General features: G+C 29.1%; 19 protein-coding genes. 16 read left to right on the plus strand and 3 right to left on the minus strand.

Translation table 11 applies throughout. The annotated features are described in order from the left end of the window. Positions 1 to 3018 (minus strand): penicillin-binding protein 1A, encoded by a 3018-nt coding sequence (locus JL105_RS04185; RefSeq protein WP_132025917.1) that lies wholly within the window; start codon positions 3016 to 3018, stop codon positions 1 to 3. A gap of 172 nt (positions 3019 to 3190) precedes the next feature. Between JL105_RS04185 and yunB the strand changes: the two genes are divergently transcribed. From yunB to JL105_RS04205, 4 genes are all read left to right on the plus strand, one after another. Beyond that, complete coding sequence (gene yunB, locus JL105_RS04190) at positions 3191 to 3844, plus strand: sporulation protein YunB (RefSeq protein ID WP_132025919.1); 654 nt, start codon at positions 3191 to 3193, stop codon at positions 3842 to 3844. A gap of 63 nt (positions 3845 to 3907) precedes the next feature. After that, positions 3908 to 5194, plus strand: a complete 1287-nt coding sequence (gene hflX, locus JL105_RS04195) for a GTPase HflX (RefSeq protein ID WP_132025921.1) — start codon at positions 3908 to 3910, stop codon at positions 5192 to 5194. A 94-nt stretch (positions 5195 to 5288) separates the two neighbouring features. Next, on the plus strand, positions 5289 to 5729 hold the full coding sequence (locus JL105_RS04200) for an NUDIX domain-containing protein (RefSeq protein ID WP_132025923.1): 441 nt from the start codon (positions 5289 to 5291) through the stop codon (positions 5727 to 5729). Positions 5730 to 5842: 113 nt separating this feature from the next. Then, the gene (locus JL105_RS04205; protein ID WP_132025925.1) at positions 5843 to 6490 is read left to right on the plus strand and encodes a YigZ family protein; all 648 of its coding nucleotides are present in this window, start codon (positions 5843 to 5845) and stop codon (positions 6488 to 6490) included. 8 nt (positions 6491 to 6498) lie between these two features. On the opposite strand, the gene JL105_RS04210 is transcribed toward JL105_RS04205, so the two are convergent. Beyond that, complete coding sequence (locus JL105_RS04210; RefSeq protein ID WP_132025927.1) at positions 6499 to 6843, minus strand: sulfite exporter TauE/SafE family protein; 345 nt, start codon at positions 6841 to 6843, stop codon at positions 6499 to 6501. Further along, on the minus strand, positions 6840 to 7199 hold the full coding sequence (locus JL105_RS04215; RefSeq protein ID WP_132025929.1) for a sulfite exporter TauE/SafE family protein: 360 nt from the start codon (positions 7197 to 7199) through the stop codon (positions 6840 to 6842). Before JL105_RS04215 ends, JL105_RS04210 begins: the two co-directional genes overlap by 4 nt. 112 nt (positions 7200 to 7311) lie before the next feature. On the opposite strand from JL105_RS04215, the gene nadE reads away from it, so the two are divergent. The 12 genes from nadE (at position 7312) to JL105_RS04275 (ending at position 18176) form a co-directional block, all read left to right on the plus strand. Next, positions 7312 to 8040, plus strand: coding sequence for an NAD(+) synthase (nadE, locus tag JL105_RS04220; protein ID WP_132025931.1), 729 nt, complete (start codon positions 7312 to 7314; stop codon positions 8038 to 8040). A gap of 56 nt (positions 8041 to 8096) precedes the next feature. Next, on the plus strand, positions 8097 to 8840 hold the full coding sequence (locus JL105_RS04225; protein ID WP_132025933.1) for a YebC/PmpR family DNA-binding transcriptional regulator: 744 nt from the start codon (positions 8097 to 8099) through the stop codon (positions 8838 to 8840). Positions 8841 to 8975: 135 nt separating this feature from the next. Continuing rightward, the gene (locus tag JL105_RS04230) at positions 8976 to 9149 is read left to right on the plus strand and encodes a hypothetical protein (RefSeq protein WP_170169623.1); all 174 of its coding nucleotides are present in this window, start codon (positions 8976 to 8978) and stop codon (positions 9147 to 9149) included. 81 nt (positions 9150 to 9230) lie between these two features. Beyond that, on the plus strand, positions 9231 to 9917 hold the full coding sequence (locus JL105_RS04235) for a TIGR01906 family membrane protein (protein ID WP_132025934.1): 687 nt from the start codon (positions 9231 to 9233) through the stop codon (positions 9915 to 9917). Then, positions 9874 to 10797 carry a restriction endonuclease gene (locus JL105_RS04240; RefSeq protein WP_132025936.1) on the plus strand — a complete coding sequence of 308 codons (924 nt, stop codon included), beginning with the start codon at positions 9874 to 9876 and terminating at the stop codon, positions 10795 to 10797. Before JL105_RS04235 ends, JL105_RS04240 begins: the two co-directional genes overlap by 44 nt. Before the next feature lie 18 nt (positions 10798 to 10815). Beyond that, positions 10816 to 11937, plus strand: coding sequence for a chorismate synthase (gene aroC / locus JL105_RS04245; protein WP_132025938.1), 1122 nt, complete (start codon positions 10816 to 10818; stop codon positions 11935 to 11937). Between the two features lie 4 nt (positions 11938 to 11941). After that, the gene (gene aroB / locus JL105_RS04250; RefSeq protein WP_132025940.1) at positions 11942 to 12985 is read left to right on the plus strand and encodes a 3-dehydroquinate synthase; all 1044 of its coding nucleotides are present in this window, start codon (positions 11942 to 11944) and stop codon (positions 12983 to 12985) included. Beyond that, positions 12982 to 14262 (plus strand): 3-phosphoshikimate 1-carboxyvinyltransferase, encoded by a 1281-nt coding sequence (gene aroA, locus JL105_RS04255; protein WP_132025942.1) that lies wholly within the window; start codon positions 12982 to 12984, stop codon positions 14260 to 14262. The genes aroB and aroA overlap by 4 nt, the downstream gene beginning before the upstream one ends. A gap of 75 nt (positions 14263 to 14337) precedes the next feature. Beyond that, entirely contained in the window at positions 14338 to 14922 is a 585-nt protein-coding gene (pduL, locus tag JL105_RS04260; protein ID WP_132025944.1) for a phosphate propanoyltransferase, read from the plus strand. 1 nt (position 14923) lies between these two features. Further along, entirely contained in the window at positions 14924 to 15571 is a 648-nt protein-coding gene (deoC, locus tag JL105_RS04265) for a deoxyribose-phosphate aldolase (RefSeq protein ID WP_132025946.1), read from the plus strand. 225 nt (positions 15572 to 15796) lie between these two features. Further along, a complete protein-coding gene (nagE, locus tag JL105_RS04270) occupies positions 15797 to 17188 on the plus strand; it encodes an N-acetylglucosamine-specific PTS transporter subunit IIBC (protein WP_132025948.1) in 1392 nt (463 codons plus the stop codon). Between the two features lie 67 nt (positions 17189 to 17255). Continuing rightward, the gene (locus JL105_RS04275) at positions 17256 to 18176 is read left to right on the plus strand and encodes a DUF7916 family protein (protein WP_132025950.1); all 921 of its coding nucleotides are present in this window, start codon (positions 17256 to 17258) and stop codon (positions 18174 to 18176) included. The last annotated feature ends 5 nt before the right edge of the window (positions 18177 to 18181 follow it).

The raw sequence follows: 18181 nt of genomic DNA on the forward strand, positions 1-18181 counted from the left end.
TTAAGTATTATTATCTTCATTGATATTTTCATCATCTTTTTTATTATCTTTTTTTGGAAATTTTTCTATATCTTTGTTATTATCTTTTTCATCATCTTTTCGTGGGAAATCCTCAATATCTTCAATACCTTCTTTATCTTCTTCTTCATTATCCTTTTCATTATCTTCTTCATCTTCTTCATTTTCTAAAAATTCTTCAATAGCATTTTTTTCATCATGTACGTCGCATATTTCAGTTGGTGCAGTATATTGATAATCAGCAGGTATTATGCCATTATGGTCTTTTGGGTTATAAGGCGGTTCTCTTTTTATAAATATTCTTGTGCTAATATATTCTTTAGGGCAGTATTTATTTGCAATTTTACCAGTAGTTGTGTCAATCTCAAGTTCTACATGAGTTTCGCAAAATTCTATAGGCTGAGTTCCTTGGACAAATATTTCTGTGATTACAGTACTACCTCTAGGATCATGTTTACATAGTTCCGTTGGTAATTTTCCTGATTGAGAACATACATTCAAGGAAACTATATTAGCAGGTTGTTCAAATTTTTTATTTTCTAAACCATCATGAACTCTAGTCATAATAATTTTCCACAGTTGTGCTGCTATAGAACTACCTTGGTTTAATTTTATTTGTGGTGAATCATTACCTATCCAAACACCAGTTACATAATAAGGTGTAAATCCTACAAACCATGCATCTGCTTTATCTTGAGTAGTACCTGTTTTACCAGCTGTAGTCATGTTTGGAATTTGTGCTCTACCAGCAATACCATTAGTAACAGTTGTTCTTAATATATCTGACATTATATAAGCTACTTCAGGTGATACTACTGTATTTTCCTCTGGAGTATTATCTATTAATAAATTATCATTTTTATCTAGTATTTTAGTGAAAGTTATAGGCTTTATATATGTTCCAGAATTAGCAATGGAACCATAAGCTGCAGTCATTTCTAAAGGCGTAATCCCCTTGCTCATTCCCCCTAAACCTAATGCTGAGAGATTTTCGTCATTGTTTACACTATTTTCTGCAGATGTTATAAAGTTATCTTTTGTTGGGTCATTATTATTGATGATTCCCATTCTGCCTAAATATTCCATAGAAGTTTGTATTCCAATTTCTTCTAATACCTTTACTGAATTTACATTTACTGATTGTTCAACTGATTTTCTCAAAGTATGAATACCTCTATATCCAGAATACCAGTTGTTAGGCCATAATTCACCTGCATCATTATAATGAGGTATATCATCAATAGAACTTGCTGCAGTAAAGCCATTATCTAATGCTGGCAAATAGACAGATAATGGTTTTATAGTGGAACCTGGTTGCCTAGGTGCAGAAGTAGCTCTATTGAGAACTTGTAATCCTTCTACATTTCTACCTCCAACTAAAGCTTTAATTTCACCTGTTCTATAGTCCATTATTACAGTTGCTGATTGAGGTTGTGCTATTCCTTCTTTATGCCTATAAAAATATTTCTCATTTATCAATAAATCTCCATTTTCAGAAATAGAGTAAAAATCTGGATTATTTTCAAGAAATTTATTGGATATTATAATTGTTTTATCTTCTTCATTAATAGAAAATTCTTTTTCAGGTAAAACCAAAGTTCCTACTCTGTGAGTTACTAAATTTTTACGATTGTCAATATGGTAATAATCAGCTATTTCAATATTATTTTTATAAGGTGTAAGTTTTTTGTTTTTTAATATTAATTGACCATTAGTCAGTTCAAAAGTATTTTTTTCAATTATTAAATTGAAATTTTCATCTAATAGATGTTCTTGTTTATAAAAAATAACATTATTCCTTTCATCAATTATATCTTGTGTGCTATTCAATCTCCATGAGATAAAAGCTGGTCCTTTTATATTATCTGGATTTCCTAATAATACTTCAGTAAAATTATTATATACATCTTCCAATTGTCGTTGTAGTTCTACATCCATGGTGGAATATATTTTAAGACCACCAGTATATAATTCTTCTTCCGCTTCTTCCTTAGAATACCCCAATTCTTCCATTAATACTTCAATTACTTGTACTTTAATATAATCGTTAAAGTATGAGGATATGCCTTGAATTTTCTTTTGTCCAGGTTTTATCTTAGAACGAATATCCTCGTTTAAAGCTTCATTATATTCTTCTTCTGTGATTTTGCCTAATTCTAACATTTTTTTCAATACAATTCTTTGTCGTTTTATTGCTTCTTCATTAAATACAGCAATATATTTTTCTCCTAACGAATCTATTTGTCCTACTTCTATATGCTTTTCAGCATCGAATTCTTCTGGGGGTATAGTTTTATATAAGGCATATTTTGAAGGACTTTTAATAATACCAGCTAATACAGCAGATTCTGCAATGGTCAAATCTTCCACATTTTTAGAAAAATAAGTTTGAGCTGCTTCTTGAACCCCATATGCTCCTTGACCTAAGAATATTCTATTTAGATAGGCTTCTAAAATTTGATCCTTGGTCAATACTTTTTCTATTTGTAAAGCTAAATATGCTTCTTTTATTTTTCGATCAAGTTTTTTTTCGTTGGTAAGGTATAGATTCTTAGCTAACTGTTGGGTGATAGTGCTAGCACCTCTTACAATGTGTCCTGCCTTAATATTATCAATGGTTGCTTTTATAATTCCTTTAGGGTCTACGCCTATATGCTTATAGAAACGTTCATCTTCAATTGCTATAAAAGCATCTTTTAAATGTTCAGGCATTTGTTCTATACTTACTATAGTTCTATACTCTTTAGTTTGAATTTTTTCTATAATGTTTCCATTTTGATCAAGAATAAAAGAAGTTTGATTTAACAAATCACTGATGTTAGTTGGATCTATTTCAGGAGCTTCTTTAGCTATAGCTATTACAACACCAACAGTAGCTCCTAATGTAATTACTATTATTAAAAGTAATACAATTAAAAATATTTTTAATCCCTTTTTCTCTTTCTTATCTTTCTTATTTTTATTCTTTTTATTTTGTGTATTCTTGTTATCCTCTGACATATAAATACCTCCTTGATTAAGAAAAGGTAGTAAACAAATTAATTATATCATACAAATAAGACAATGTGAACAATTTCATATTTTAAAGCAAGATAAATCAAGTTTCTATTAAAAATTTTTGTTTTGTAATTTATTCTTATAATAGCATAATATATATTAGGAGGAGTAAAAATTGAAATATTATATTAGTTTATTGAAAAAAAAACGTTGTTTAATATGGATTATTGCCTTATTGATAATAGGTATATACCTATTTAGATATATAGATAAAAATATAAAACCCACCGTTGTAGCAATATCTGAAGTTAGAGCAAGATCAGTTACAACTCAAGCGATTAATGATACTATAAAAAATAAAATAAAAAAGGATATAAATTATAATGATTTAATATTTGTTAAATATGATAATGAAGGAAGAGTGACTTTAATGCAAGCCAATACTATACTTATGAATAGTATTGCTTCAGAGGTAGCTATAGAGGTTCAAGAACAGTTGATGGAGATGTCACAATCTGATATAAAAGTACCATTAAGTAATGCTTTTGATACTCAAATAATAAATTTACCTAGTATAAATGTAAGAATTATACCCCAAGGTTCTGTATCAGTAGATTTTGCTACGGAATTTGAATCTTCAGGAATAAACCAAACTAGACATAGAATTTATATAATAGTGGTTACAGATATAAAGATGATTGTCCCTTTAGTATCAGAAAACTTAAGGATCACTACTAATATTCCTATTGCTGAAACTATTATAGTTGGAGATGTACCAGAACAATATATAAATGTTCCTAGAGATGATTTACTAAAGATAATTAGATAAAATTTTAATATGATGGTATAATATACTAAAGACATAGACTATTTAAATATATGAAAGGGTGATATGTTGACGGAGAAAAATAGCAAAAGGGAAAGGGCTTTAATAGTAGGAGTTAAATTGATTACAGACACTGTAGATATAGATAATTCTATGGATGAATTAGAGAAATTGGTCAATGCTGCTGGTGGTGTAGTTGTATCAAGAATTGTTCAAAAGAGAGATGCAATAGATACAGCATATTTTATTGGAAAGGGAAAAGCACAAGAGATAAAAAATTATTGCGAGGAACTTGATATTGAGCTGGTGGTATTTAATGATGAATTATCTGGTGCTCAGATTAGGAATTTAGAAAAAATTATTGATAGAAAAATAGTTGACAGAACCAATTTAATATTGGATATATTTGCTAATAGAGCTAAATCTAAAGAAGGTAAACTTCAAGTAAAATTAGCCCAACTAAAATATAGGCTTCCTAGGCTAGTGGGATTTAGGGATTATTTATCAAGAGAAGGGGGAGGTATTGGAACAAGGGGTCCAGGAGAACAGAAATTGGAAACAGATAGACGTCATATATTGAGAGAAATTAATAATATTGAAAAAGCCTTAAAAGATGCAGAAAAGGCAAGAAGTATTAAACGAAAGAGAAGAGAGAAATCCAACCTTCCAATAGTTGCTTTAGTAGGATATACTAATGCAGGAAAATCAACTTTAATGAATAGATTAATAGAGACAGATGATAAAACAAATAGAAATAAAAAAGTATTTGTATATGATATGTTATTTGCTACTTTGGATACTTCCTTAAGAAGGGGAAGATTGCCCAACGGACAGCCATTTTTGATTACTGATACTGTAGGTTTTGTGAGTAAACTTCCTACTCACCTGATAGAAGCTTTTAAAGGAACTTTAGAAGAAGTAAAGTATGCGGATTTACTTCTGCATGTTGTAGATGCCTCCAATTCAGATTTAGATATACAAATTAAGACCACTTATAATATATTAAAAGAATTAGAAGTGTTAGATAAACCTATAATTACTGTATTCAATAAGATGGATAAGACAAATATTGAGGATTTAATATACGATACTAGATATGTAGATAAGGAAATATTTATATCTAGTAGAGAACATACTAATTTGGATGAATTATTAAATATGATTGAAAAAAGTTTACCTCAAAAATACAAAAAAGTTGATTTAATGATCCCTTATAATAGGCAAAGCTTAGTAAATTACTTTTTAGATAATTATGAAGTAGATCATATAGAATATTTAATAGAAGGTACTAGAATTAATTTAAGTATTAATCAAATAGATTTTGAAAGATATTCAAAGTATATTTCATGCTAATATTTTTTAATTGAATGTATTTATTAAAAACTAATTGAATAATTAGTTAAAGTTGGGTATTATAATAATAAGAAAATAAAGGAGGCTGGTTCCAATGATTGTAAGAAACTGTGCAGGTGGAGTGGTTTTTGCTGGGAATAAAGTATTTATTCTAAAAAATGATAAAGATCAATGGGTACTACCTAAAGGGAAAATTCGTAATGGTTCTCTTCCAACAGATACGGCAATAAGTCGTATTAAGTATGAAACAGGCATAAATGCCAACATTGTTTCAACTGCTGGAGAAACCAATTACGAATTTTTTTCTTTATCAAGAAAACAAGAAGTATACAACAAAATCATATGGTATATAATGGAGACTGATACTTCGGATTATAATATTAATAAGGATGAAGGATTTAAAGATGGTGGTTTTTATCCCATAGATGAAGCTATTGATATGATAACCCATAGTCAAGATAAATCTTTAGTAAGTTTATCTTATAAAAGATATTTGGAAATAAAGAATGATGAAATAGATGAAATATATGCTTAAATAATATAAAATGAAATTAGTTAAAGAGAAGGGTATGTCTTAAAGGATATTATCCCTTCTTTTTTATGTTATAATTTTTTATGTAGTAAAGTTTTGAAAGGAGTTGTATAAATATGAATAATACATATAGAACTATATATAAATATGGAGAAGATGAGATTATAATAAATAAATCTAGATTTATAGGATATGCAAAACCTATTGAATTAGAACAAGAGGCTCTTGATTTTATAGAGGAGATAAAATCTAAGCATAAAGATGCAACTCATAATGTTTATGCTTATGTTTATGGAAAAGATAATAATATTCAAAGATTTAGCGATGATGGGGAACCTTCGGGAACAGCTGGAATTCCAGTATTAGAAGTGATTAAGAAGGAAGATCTTCGGAATGTAGTAGTAGTAGTTACTAGATATTTTGGTGGAACAAAGTTAGGTACTGGAGGGCTTATTAGAGCTTATACTAAAGGGGCAAAGATAGGATTGGAGTCAGGGATAATAATAGAAAAGGTGCTTCATCATAAATTGAAAATACGAATAGACTATACTCTTTATGGTATGATTGAGAACTATTTGATGACTAAAGGTTATTTAATAGATGAAATAGTATATGATGATCAGGTAAATATATATGTGTATGTTAAATATTCAGAATTTAATTTTTTTAAGAAGCAAATAGTGGATTTAACTAGCGACAATGTAATTATTGAATATATTGATAAAGAATATATACCTATGAAAGATGGGAAAAGATTAAAATAAAAAAATTGTTATTTTTTAAACAATTCATATATCCCAATAAATAGAAGAAAAATTCCAAAGTATTTTTTTAAATTGTTGGAATTTATGTTAATAGCTATAAATGAGCCAATTACCGCTCCAAATATTCCCCCTAGTATTATCCATTTAGCATGTTTGAATTCTATGTTTTTTTCCTTATAATGAATTATTAAAGCAATAAAAGATATTGGTATAAATACAATAAGATTTATTCCTTGAGCTTGTTGTTGTGTTAGGTTGGTGAAAAAGACTAAAGAAGGAATGAGTATAGTACCACCACCTATTCCCATGCCACTAATTATACCTGATAAAAAACCAATTATAAATAATTTCATTTAAATATCATCCTTAAAGCAGTAATAATTATTGTAGAACCAAATACTTTTCTAAGCATAGATGTAGGTACTTTATTTAAAATCTTAGCACCTATGAAGCTTCCAAAAATTCCGCCTAAAATTACAATCAAGGCTATTTTATATTGAATAATATCCTTCTTTAAATATATAAAAGAACTTATAATGGATAAAGGTAATATGATTGAGATAGCAGTGGCATGGGCTTTATAATCTTCAATACCTAGTATAAACACCAACGCAGGTACTACTAAGGTTCCTCCGCCAGAGCCAAATAAACCATTTATTATTCCTGCTATAACGCCAATACTTATTAGTTTTAAAACCTTTGTATTCATAATATTCTCCTTTATGATATAATAAGTTAAAGAAAAGTTATAATCTTTGATTATTAATTTTTCCAAAATAGTATAAAGTTATACTTGATTATATCATCATGGAGGTAGTAAAATGAATAATGTAGGAGAGGTTATAAATGAATTAGTCCAATGGCTAAGGTTAAAAGTAAAAGAAGCCAATAGTAATGGAGTGGTATTTGGATTAAGTGGTGGTGTAGATTCAGCTGTAGTAGCAGGATTAGCTAAAAGAGCTTTTCCTAATAATTCTTTAGGGATAATTATGCCTTGCCATAGTAATCCTATAGATGAAGAACATGCTTTACTCGTAGCAGATAGTATAGGCTTAAAAACTGAAAAAGTTGACTTAACATCTGTTTATGATGAATTTATCGCCATGGTTCCTATTGAAAAAACTAATACTTTAGCTAAAGCTAATATAAAGCCCAGGTTAAGAATGACTACTTTATATTATTATGCAGCTTCATATAATTATTTGGTTTTAGGCTGCAGTAATAAGTCAGAGTTTACTATAGGATATTTCACTAAACATGGAGATAGTGGAGTTGATTTGTTTCCTATTGCAAATTTTGTTAAAAAAGACATTTGGGAAATGGCTGAATATTTGGATATTCCTCAGATAATAATTGAAAAACCTCCTACGGCCGGATTATGGGACGATCAAACAGATGAAGATGAAATAGGATTTGGATATGATATTTTGGATAATTATATATTATATAAAACAGGTCCAGAAAATATTGTGAAAAAAATTGAAAAAATGAATAAAACAAGTAAACATAAGAGAGAATTCCCGCCTATTTTTATATCACAGAAAGAGTAACATGATTGTTAAACGTTTATATTTTAGTACAATATAGAAGAAGGAGGTCGGTATTTATGGCAGGTCATTCTAAATGGAATAATATAAAGAACAAAAAAGGCAAAGAGGATGCTAGGAAAGCCAAGGAATTTACTAAACTAGCTCGATATATCATGGTAGCAGCAAAAGAAGGAGGAAAGGATCCAGAATATAATCCTCAATTGAAGGCTGCAATTGAAAAGGCAAAAGCAGCCAATATGCCTAATGATAATATAGAAAGAGCAATCAAAAAGGGAGCCGGAGAATTAGGAACTGAAACTTATGAGGAAATAACTTACGAAGGATATGGACCAGGTGGAGTTGCAGTATATGTATCTTGTTTAACAGATAATAGAAACAGAACAGCTTCTGATGTAAGACATGCTTTTGACAAATTTGGAGGTAACTTAGGGCAAACTGGTTGTGTTTCATTTATGTTTGATAGAAGAGGTGTATTAGCTATTGAAAAGAAGGATGATATTGATGAAGATGAATTAATGCTTCGAGCTATTGATTTAGGAGCATTAGATTTTGAAAGTGATGAATTTGGTTATGAAATAATTACCAGTCCTGAAGATTTTAATGATATTAGAGATGCATTGAGTAAAGAAGGGTATGAGTTTTCTATGGCAGAGATAGCTTTTTTACCTCAAAATACAATAAAATTGACAAATGAAGAAGATATTAAAAATATGGTAAAATTAATAGAAACCTTAGAAGATAATGATGATATCCAAGAAATTTATCATTCTTGGGAAATTCCTGATGATTTAGAGATATAATTGTATTTAGTGAGATTTTTATATTCGCCCTTAATTTATAAATTTTGGGCGATTTATTTTATTAAGAATAAATCTATATATTATAAACATAATAAAAGTATGGTTAAATAAAAAGATGATTTAAGGGGTGAACTAATGGAAAACAATCAAAGTTTTGAACAAATAAAGGAAAAATTTAAAGCTGCTGATGTAGATGAGAAAATTGAAATATATACCACTGTAAGGGGATTAACTGTAGAACAGTATAAGGAACTTTTAAGAATGTTTCCCATTAAGTATTTAGATAAATTAGAAAAAGCTATGGGATAAGCTGAAGGATGTTTCTTTCAGCTTTATGTTTAAATGGGACAAGTTATGGTAATTTATAATTAAAAGGAAGAAGGTATTAGTATGAAAAGGATATTTTTTTTGTTATTAATTATATTTTTACCAATGTATATTTTTTTAAAAGGGGTTGAAATCAATGCTTTTAATAAGAAATTATATATAGATTCTTATAAGAAGAACAATGTGATGGATATCACTGGAAAGGAACTAAAAGAATTAGAGATTATAACGGAGGATATATTTTCATATTTAAGGGATGATTCAGATGAGGAAATTTTAAGTTCATATTTTAATTCTAGGGAAATTAAGCATATGGAAGATGTAAAGGTTTTATTTGAAAAGGGATTCAAAATTAAAAAATTATCGTTGGCATTATTTTTATTTGGGATTATAGGATTAGTAGTATTAGGCGAAAGCAGTAAAATAGCTAAGGGAATTTTTTATGGCAATTTAGTATGGTGGTTTATTATCATAATTTTATTTATGTTTACAACTATGAATTTCAATAAATACTTTACTTATTTTCATGAAATATTTTTTGATAATGATTTATGGTTACTAAATCCTTATGAGGATTTAGTAATTCAAATGCTTCCTGAAGAATTTTTCATAAATATATTTAATAGGATATTGTTATTTTTTATATCTATATTGGCAATAATACAGCTAATAAGTTATATATTTATGAAAAAGGGGAAGGATATTGATGGATTTTTTAATCAAATTAAGGGATTATTCCGGCAAGATTAAAAAAAGATTTATATTAAATGAATATTATATTAGACGAATAAAAGATGGTAAAAGTTTAGGAGCATCTTTTATGGATTGGTTTTTTATAAGTTTAATTATTGGTCTGTTTTTTTATATTACCATTTTTAATTCTATTCAAAACTTTGTAATAACTATACTTTTAACAGGTTTGCTATTATTTATATATGTTTTTTTATTAGTATATGTTAAAAGAAAAGTAAAAAAGAAAAATATATTAAAAATTAATGAAGAAATAGGAGAAGAACAAATTCGTAGAAGAATTGAGAAGTATAAAGATAATGAATTTTGCTTATTTATTAAAGATATATTAGAGAAGTATTATGATGTGTGTTTTTTTCAAGGATGTAATGGAATAGATTTTATTGGTGAAATAAATGGAGAAATGTATGGTATAAAATGTATTAAAAGCTCCTGGGATGATAAAATATATTTAAAGGATATAAATTATTTTATTGAAGCAATGAGGGAAAAAAATATTGGTGAAGGAATAATAGTTACAAATGCTTATTTTAGTGAGGATGTAAAACAAAATGTAGATTATTTATTGATAGATTTTAATCATATTAAAAACATGCTCAAAGAAATTGATATGTTTCCAAATAATGAAGAGATAGAGAATTTGATAGTTTCAGAACATAAAGCTAGAAAAAAAGATTTAAAAGAGAATTTTAAGATAAATAGAAAAGGAAAAATATATAAATTCCTATTATTGGGTTTAGCTTTATATATTGTATCATCTTATGTCGCATATCCTTTATATTATAAAATTATGGCATTTATATCTTTTGCTTTAGGAATTTTTATTGGAGTTTATAATTTAGCTCAATATATGAGATCAATTAGAGAAAACAGGTTGTAATTTTTGTGAGGTGATAATGTGCTTAGATTTTTAACTGGTGGTGAATCCCATGGAGATGCATTAGTGGGTATATTGGAGGGGATTCCTGCAAATTTGTATCTAGAGAAGAGTTATGTAAATAAAGAGCTAAATAGGAGACAAAAAGGTTATGGTAGAAGTGATAGAATGGCTATAGAAAAGGATGAAGTTATAATTTTATCTGGAATAAATAAGGATTACACTACTGGGAATCCTATTTCTATAATGATTAAAAATAAAGGGAAAAATATACAATTAGTAGAGATTACAAGACCAAGACCTGGACATGCAGATTTAGCTGGTGCTTTAAAATATAATCAAGTTGGAGCAAGAAATATATTGGAGAGAGCTAGTGCACGAGAAACAGCTATGCGAGTGGCTATTGGAAGTATATGTAAAATATTTCTAAATGAATTTAATATATCAATATTTAGTCATGTAGTTCAAATTGGGCAAGTTAAGTCCAATAAAAATTATTATACTAATTTAAATTTAGAGGAATTAAAAAATGTAGATAAATCTTCAATTAGGGTAGTAGATAGAGATGCAGAAAAATCAATGATAGATGCAATTTATGAGGCAAAAGAACAAGGTGATACCATAGGTGGGATAATAGAGATAATAGGAGTAAATATTCCAGTAGGGTTAGGTAGTCATGTTCATTGGGATAGGAAACTAGATGCTAAGATAGCTTATAGCATGATGAGTATTCCTGGGATCAAAGGAGTAGAATTTGGCTTAGGGTTTGATGGCGTTATTAAACTAGGTTCACAATTTCATGATTCTATTTCTCATGATGAGGAATATTATAGGACAAGCAATAATGCTGGGGGTATTGAAGGAGGCATTTCTAATGGAGAGGATATAGTGTTAAGATTGGTAATGAAACCAATTCCCACATTGAAAAAACCTTTACAAACTGTAGACATGGAGTCTAAAGAAAAGGTTACAGCTCAATTCGAAAGATCAGATATATGTGCAGTGCCTTCAGCTAGTATTGTAGCTGAAGCTATGCTTGCTTATGTGCTTGCTAATGAGATGTTGATAAAATTTGGTGGGGATAGTATGGAAGAGATCAAGAATAACTATATATCCTATATGAATATTTTGAAAAATAGGTGATATAATGAATATCTTTATAGATAAATATAATCTTTCTAGGTTTTATGAATATGTGCTTGATGAGTCCATTAATAGAATATATATAATTACTGATAAAATTGTAAACAAATTATATATTGAGTACTTAAAATCATATATTGATAATAATATTGAGACTTATGTGTATGTTCTTCCGCCAGGAGAAGAAAATAAAACTATTGAAAATGTATTGCTTATTTATGATGATTTAATACAAAACAATATAGATAGACAAACTCTCATAGTTAGTTTTGGGGGAGGAGTTGTGGGAGATATTGCAGGTTTTGTAGCTTCTACATATAAGAGGGGAATAAAATATATACAAATTCCAACTACTTTTTTGTCCCAAGTTGATAGTAGTATTGGAGGTAAAACTGGTTTTGATTACAAGGGTTTTAAAAATATAATAGGAACTTTTTATTTTCCTGAAAGAATATTTATTGATGTTTCTTTTTTAAAATCCTTATCAAAGAGAGAAATTATTTGTGGCTTAGGAGAGGTATTTAAATATGGATTAATAGCGGATTATAGTTTGTTTCAATTTATCAAGAATAATTTTAAAAATATATATGACAAAAATCTAGATATCTTAATGCATATAGTTAATAGTTCTGTAAATATTAAGCACAATATAGTTTCAAAAGATAAATATGATAAAGGATTAAGGAATATATTAAATTTTGGTCATACTATTGGGCACAGCATCGAATCTTATTATAATTTTAGTAAATATAATCATGGAGAGGCTGTTATATTAGGTATGATGTATGAATTTTATATAGCATTGGAATTAAGTTTAATAGATAAAGAATATTTCGCGGAAGTGTATAATACACTAAGTTTTATATTACCACCTATTTCATTTACTAGAAAAGAAATAGAAGATTTAATCCATATTATGAAAAACGATAAGAAAAATATAGATAATAATATAGCATTTGTTCTTCCAATAGACAAAGGGAAGGTAGATGTATTTTATCATATAAATGAAAATTTAATTATAAAAGCTTTAGAGGGTGATTGGTTTTGATAATAGATGGAAGTAAATGCAAATTAGTTGGTAAAATTAAAGTACCTGGTGATAAGTCTATATCTCATAGAGCTGTTATATTAGGATCTATAGCTAAAGGATTGACTGTTATAGAAAATATTTTAATATCTGAAGATGTAATAAAAACAATAGACGCATTTAAGAATATGGGAGTAAATATTGAAATAATGGATGAAAAAGTTTTAATAAAAGGTGTAGGAATCCATGGACTTAAAAAGCCTAATACCCCAATATATTGTGGCAATTCTGGTACTACTATGAGATTGTTATCTGGTCTATTGGTTGGGCAAAAATTTTCTTCAATTCTAACTGGTGATGATTCACTTGTAAAAAGACCTATGGATAGAATTATAATACCTTTAAGTAAAATGGGAGCTAATATTAAGGGTGTAAAAAACAAATACCCCCCATTAAGTATAAAACCAACTAACATATTAACGAGTATATGTTATAAGATGCCTGTGGCTAGTGCTCAAGTAAAATCTTCTATTCTTTTAGCTACACTATATGCAAAGGGAACTACTAAAATTATAGAGAATAAGATTACTAGGGATCATACTGAAAGAATGCTTAAATTATTTGGAGCTAATATTAGATGTAAAGGTAATGAAATATTAATGGATAGCGAAAATGAATTATATGGGAAAAAATTATATATTCCTGGTGATATATCTTCAGCAGCTTATTTTATAGTGGCAGCTTTATTAATAAAGGGATCTCATATAATTATAGAGGATGTTGGAATTAATCCTACAAGGGCTGGAATACTATCTATATTGAAAAAGATGGGGGGAAATATAATAGTATTTAACGAAAGAGAGATAAATTGTGAACCAATTGGTGACATAGAGGTAAAGTATTCTAAATTAAGGGGTATAACTATAGAGGAAGATGAGATAGGAAAGTTAATAGATGAGGTTCCAATAATTGCTGTAGCAGCAACTTTAGCTGAAGGAAGAACCATAATAAAGGGAGTGAATGAATTAAAATACAAGGAAAGTAATAGGATTAAAACTATAACTGAAGGATTAAGTAATATGGGAGCATATATTAAAATTTTACCTGATAGAATGATAATAGAAGGGGTTCAAGAATTGAAACCTGCTTTTCTTAATTCGTATGATGATCATAGAATTGCTATGGCATTATCTATTGCTGCTTTAACTGCAAAAGGTAGTTCTCACATAAACAAAAGTGAATGTATAAATATTTCTTATCCTGAATTCTATACCACGTTATTCAAACTATTACAGTGATATTTGATTTTTTAAATTATTAATACTATAATTGATTAGAAAGATAAATTTAATTTATAGAAGGAGGAAGAATTGATGACTATTAAATTACCTATTGGTTTATCTAATAGACATATACATTTAAGTCAAGAAGATTTAAATATTCTTTTCGGTGAAAATTATCAATTAACAAAAGCTAAAGCTTTATCACAACCAGGACAATACGCTTGTGATGAAAGAGTTGATATTGTAGGTCCTAAAGGAACTTTGAAGGGTGTTAGGGTATTAGGACCTGTAAGAAAAAAAACTCAAGTTGAAATATCTATATCCGATTCATTTAAATTGGGAGTAGAACCTGTAGTCAGAAACTCAGGGGATATAGAAGGAAGTCCAGGAGCTAAAATAATAGGTCCCAAAGGAGAACTAGAATTAAAAGAAGGAGTTATTGTTGCTGCTAGACATGTACATTTACATACTTCTGATGGAGAAAAATTTGGAATAAAAGATGGAGATATAGTAAATATAAAGACTGAGGGTGTAAGAGCTGTAATTTTTAAGAATGTTTTAGCAAGAGTAGGTGATACTCATGCATTAGAGGTGCATGTTGATATAGAAGAAGGAAATGCTGCTGGAGTTAAAAATGGGGATTTAGTAGAATTAATTAAAGAAGAGGTAATATAATATGAATATAGCCTCTATGATTGATCATACACTATTGAAACCAGATGCTACAAAAAAAATGATAGATAAATTATGTAAAGAAGCTAAAGAATATGGGTTTGCTGCTGTATGTGTAAATCCCTATTATGTTAGTAGAGCTAAAGAACTTTTGAAAGATACGAATATAAAAGTAGCTACAGTTATAGGTTTTCCACTAGGAGCAAATACTAAGGAAGTGAAAGCTTTTGAAACGGAAGATGCTATCAAAAATGGCGCTGATGAAGTGGATATGGTTATAAATATTGGTGCATTAAAGAGTGAAGAATATGATGTAGTAATAGATGATATTAAATCGGTAGTTAAAGCGGCTAATGGTAAGGCTATTGTAAAGGTAATAATAGAGACTTGTTTACTTACTAAAGAAGAGAAGATTATAGCATGTAAATTAGCTAAAGAAGCAGGAGCGGATTATGTGAAAACTTCAACAGGTTTTAGTATTGGTGGAGCTACAGTAGAAGATGTTAAATTGATGAAGGAGATTGTAGGAGATAGCCTTAAAATAAAAGCATCTGGTGGCATTAGAGATTATGAAACAGCTAAGGCAATGATAGATGCAGGGGCATCTAGGATTGGAGCTAGTGCATCTATTAAGATTGTAGAAGGGAAATAAGGGGAAATATTGAGCCTATATGTGTTAGACTAAAATACATATAGGCTCATGTTTTTATTTATACAATATTTTTAAATTTATAATTTTATGGTATAGCCAAAATAAATAGGGTATATACAAATAAGGGAAAGTATTTATTTTTAATTTACTCGCCTTTTTGTTATTTTAATATAGAAAGGAGGTTAGAAATAATCATTATATAAAAACTCGAAGGAGGTATTTTAGATGAAAGGCTTCTTTGGTAAACTTCAAAAGCTAGGTAGAGCTCTCATGTTACCAGTAGCGGTATTACCAATTGCTGGAATATTATTGAGGCTTGGAGCTGATGATGTATTAAACATTCCATTTATTTCATCAGCTGGTGATGCAATACTAGGAAATCTTCCTATGATATTTGCCATAGGGGTAGCAGTTGGCTTTGCTTTTGATAATTCTGGTGCTGCAGGTTTAGCAGGAGCAGTAGGCTATTATGTTTTAACAGCAGGTGCACAGGTTATCAATGATACCATTAACATGGGAGTACTAGGAGGTATTATTGCAGGAATAGTTGCAGGGAATTTATATAATAAATATCATGATATTAAATTACCAGAGTGGTTAGGTTTCTTTGGTGGAAGAAGGTTTGTTCCCATTGTTACAGGTTTTGCATGTATTATATTAGCGCTTATATTTGGATTTATTTGGCCTCCTATCCAAAATGGTATAGATGCAGCAGCTAATTGGATGATAGGAGCAGGTGCCTTAGGAGTATTTATGTTTGGATTTTTAAATAGACTTCTTATTCCAGTGGGATTGCATCATGTTATTAACAATATAGTATGGTTTATATTTGGTGAATTTGGAGGTAGAACAGGAGATTATGGAAGATTTCTAGCAGGTGATCCTAATGCAGGAATATTTATGGCAGGATTCTATCCAATTATGATGTTTGGTTTAGTAGGGGCAGCTTTGGCAATGTATAAAACTGCAAAACCTGAAAACAAAAAGGAAGTAAGTGGAGCTTTATTTTCCGTTGGTTTTACTTCATTTTTGACAGGTATTACTGAACCTATAGAATTTATGTTTATGTTTTTAGCTCCATCTCTTTATGTAATTCATGCTTTACTTACAGGTCTATCAATGGCCGTATGTTATATGTTAAACATAAAACATGGTTTTAGCTTCTCAGCAGGTGCTATAGACTATTTCCTTTATATGAAATTAGCTACTAATGGATGGTTACTCATTCCTGTTGGAATAGTATTTGGGATAATTTATTATTTTATATTTGTATTTGCAATTAACAAGTTAGACTTACCAACTCCTGGTCGAGTGGATATAGAGAAAGGAGAGGATGTAGAGGAATTAATTGAAGAAAAAGGAATAGGCGGCATTGCTTTAGCTTATATTAATGCATTAGGTGGAGCAGATAATTTAGTAGAGGTGGACTCATGTATTACTAGACTTAGATTATCTGTGAATGACAGTTCCATAATAGATGAAGAGGCGTTAAAACAATTGGGAGCTTCTGGCCTTTTAAGACCTTCTGATAAAAATGTACAGGTAGTCGTAGGTACAAAGGCTGAGTTAGTAGCTGACGAGATAAAGAAATCATTAGAAACATTGAAAAAGAAATAATTATAAAGCAATATGGTGATTAATTAATCACCATATTCTTTTATAAAATCCATTAGGAGGAATTGACATGGTTAAGAGAATATTGGATTTAGATGCTTCTGATATATATTATATGAATAAAAGTCAAAAATTAACAAGTATTAAATTGGGAGAGGGTAGAACTGTAGTTAGTGAAATTATATGTGTTGCACCACCTCTTCTTTGGGATGTAAGTAATGTTGAACTAGCAGCCGCTTTTGGTGCTGATATAATACTACTAAATTTATTTGATGCAGAAAATCCTAAAATAGAAGGTATACCATCAATAAATTCAAAAAAAGTTATAGAATACGTAAAAGAGCTAACTGGAAGAATGATAGGAGTAAATTTGGAACCAGTAGATTTAGATGAGAAAATACCTGATAGAATTGCTTTATCAAGTGGAAGGTTAGCAACTGTAGAAAATGTGAAGAAATTAGTAGATCAAGGGGTAGATATGATACTTTTAACAGGAAATCCTAAAACGGGAGTTACCAATAATCAAATTATTAAGAGCATAAAAGAAATAAAACAGACTATAGGAGATGATGTAATTATAGCAGCAGGTAAGATGCATAGCTCAGGTAGCATTAAAGAATCAGGGATAAGTATTGTTAACGAAGAATTGATAGGTGAATTTATAGAAGCTGGTAGCGATGTAATTTTAATTCCTGCACCAGGTACTGTACCTGGAATGACTATTGATTATGTTAAAGGTTTGGTAGATTATATTCATTTCCAGGACAAATTAGCAATGACATCAATAGGTACATCTCAAGAAGGTGCTGATGAATATACTATTAGAAATATAGCAATATATAGCAAGATGGTAGGTGCAGATATACATCATATAGGAGATTGTGGCATGTCTCCTGGTATGGCAACTCCTGAAAATATTATGACCTATTCTATCGCAATTAAAGGTAAACGCCATACCTATAGGAGGATGGCGCGGTCTATAAATCGATAAATTTT

It is taken from the genome of Keratinibaculum paraultunense (assembly GCF_016767175.1).
Classification (GTDB): domain Bacteria; phylum Bacillota; class Clostridia; order Tissierellales; family Tepidimicrobiaceae; genus Keratinibaculum; species Keratinibaculum paraultunense.

Excerpts from the sequence above, each read along its gene's own strand:
- JL105_RS04210 (WP_132025927.1), bottom strand. The coding sequence starts at position 6,843 with ATGAAATTATTTATAATTGGTTTTTTATCAGGTATAATTAGTGGCATG.
- JL105_RS04275 (WP_132025950.1), top strand. The coding sequence starts at position 17,256 with ATGGTTAAGAGAATATTGGATTTAGATGCTTCTGATATATATTATATG.
- aroB (WP_132025940.1), top strand. The coding sequence starts at position 11,942 with ATGAATATCTTTATAGATAAATATAATCTTTCTAGGTTTTATGAATAT.
- JL105_RS04235 (WP_132025934.1), top strand. The coding sequence starts at position 9,231 with ATGAAAAGGATATTTTTTTTGTTATTAATTATATTTTTACCAATGTAT.
- nadE (WP_132025931.1), top strand. The coding sequence starts at position 7,312 with ATGAATAATGTAGGAGAGGTTATAAATGAATTAGTCCAATGGCTAAGG.
- JL105_RS04215 (WP_132025929.1), bottom strand. The coding sequence starts at position 7,199 with ATGAATACAAAGGTTTTAAAACTAATAAGTATTGGCGTTATAGCAGGA.
- hflX (WP_132025921.1), top strand. The coding sequence starts at position 3,908 with ATGTTGACGGAGAAAAATAGCAAAAGGGAAAGGGCTTTAATAGTAGGA.
- nagE (WP_132025948.1), top strand. The coding sequence starts at position 15,797 with ATGAAAGGCTTCTTTGGTAAACTTCAAAAGCTAGGTAGAGCTCTCATG.
- JL105_RS04240 (WP_132025936.1), top strand. The coding sequence starts at position 9,874 with ATGGATTTTTTAATCAAATTAAGGGATTATTCCGGCAAGATTAAAAAA.
- JL105_RS04205 (WP_132025925.1), top strand. The coding sequence starts at position 5,843 with ATGAATAATACATATAGAACTATATATAAATATGGAGAAGATGAGATT.
- JL105_RS04225 (WP_132025933.1), top strand. The coding sequence starts at position 8,097 with ATGGCAGGTCATTCTAAATGGAATAATATAAAGAACAAAAAAGGCAAA.
- deoC (WP_132025946.1), top strand. The coding sequence starts at position 14,924 with ATGAATATAGCCTCTATGATTGATCATACACTATTGAAACCAGATGCT.
- JL105_RS04185 (WP_132025917.1), bottom strand. The coding sequence starts at position 3,018 with ATGTCAGAGGATAACAAGAATACACAAAATAAAAAGAATAAAAATAAG.
- JL105_RS04230 (WP_170169623.1), top strand. The coding sequence starts at position 8,976 with ATGGAAAACAATCAAAGTTTTGAACAAATAAAGGAAAAATTTAAAGCT.
- pduL (WP_132025944.1), top strand. The coding sequence starts at position 14,338 with ATGACTATTAAATTACCTATTGGTTTATCTAATAGACATATACATTTA.
- JL105_RS04200 (WP_132025923.1), top strand. The coding sequence starts at position 5,289 with ATGATTGTAAGAAACTGTGCAGGTGGAGTGGTTTTTGCTGGGAATAAA.